Below are 1,206 nucleotides of genomic sequence, written 5' to 3' on the forward strand. Positions count from 1 at the left end.
ATGTTTAAATCCTTATATAAAAGGGCCGCCTCCCCTATAAAAAGGCGGCCACCATAACTGCGAACTGATAACTAATAACTGATAACTATTTCCCCTAAAGTTTTTAAATAATGATTTTTATTTTTGTACACCCCCTATCCTTCCCGGCAGCCCCAACCATCCCCGAGATTCCCGATCATCCCCGATTCTAAAGCTTCTACACCTTAAGCTCCCATATAAAAATGGGCGCCCATAATACTTCAAGGCGCCCACCTTCACGGACCACGAACCACGGACCACGTACCACGATTTCCCCAATCAAAAACGTCGGAATGAACTCTATCCATTCCGACGTTTTTCTTATTTCACCACCAGGATATCTTCCAGTTTCCTCTTCGGTACGCAGTAGTTTTTATTTTCATCCAGATAATACTTGATGCTTCCGCTTTCCGGTACATCCACGATTCGGCTTTCCACACCCGGATAGCCCAGGGCGATGAGGAGTCTCGGTGTCCAGTTTTCCGGAGTCTGCAGAAGTTCCGTTACCTTTGGAAATTCCACGGCTCCCAGAATGGCTGTCCCGATTCCATGACTCATGGCATTCAAAACGATATTTCTGACGGAAATCCCCACATCGATATCGGCCCAGGGATTGCCCCTTCCTTCCTTGCAGACCAGGATGAAAGCGGTCGGCTGTTCACCCGGTTTCGGTGTGCCCAGTTCTTTTGGAAGAGCAGCGGCCCAGTGGATCATGGGCTGCATTTTTGCCACCAGTTCAGGGTCCCTCACCAGCATATAACGGAGCACCTGTCCGTTCATGGCAGAAGAAACAATCCGCGCATTTTCCATAAGTTCCATGAGGATTTCCTCAGGAATCTTCTCCTGCGTGAATTTACGATATGTACGGCATTTGACAGAAAGTTCATTGAAATCCATAATGGGCCTCCTTCATTTTTCATTATTTATATCATAAGGCAATGAGGGGAAATTGTCATGGGGAAAAAGCTGGAAATATGTATCATCAGTAAAGGAAACTGTCATACAATCAACTTTTGAATCGGGAGTATCGGGGCAATCAGGAAGGATAGGGGCTGTACAATAATTACACAACATGTTGAATGACTGAATTTTATAAAGTAATCAGTTCTCAGTTCATAGTTCTCAGTGGAGGAGGCCCGCATCAAATGAGATGGCGGGCCATTTTTATACACAGTTTTCATTGGAAAT

The 1,206-nt window shown here is 45.4% G+C and carries 1 protein-coding gene; it reads right to left on the bottom strand.

Annotation, left to right across the window (positions count from 1 at the left end; translation table 11 throughout):
- Positions 1 to 339 precede the first annotated feature (339 nt).
- Positions 340 to 915 (bottom strand): nitroreductase family protein, encoded by a 576-nt coding sequence (locus VZT47_RS10530; protein ID WP_330224908.1) that lies wholly within the window; start codon positions 913 to 915, stop codon positions 340 to 342.
- Positions 916 to 1,206: the final 291 nt, after the last annotated feature.

This window comes from Dialister sp. (assembly GCF_036343215.1).
Classification (GTDB): domain Bacteria; phylum Bacillota; class Negativicutes; order Veillonellales; family Dialisteraceae; genus Dialister.

What these genes read in the sequence shown, in the direction of transcription:
- VZT47_RS10530 (WP_330224908.1), bottom strand. Translation starts at nt 915, where the DNA reads ATGGATTTCAATGAACTTTCTGTCAAATGCCGTACATATCGTAAATTC.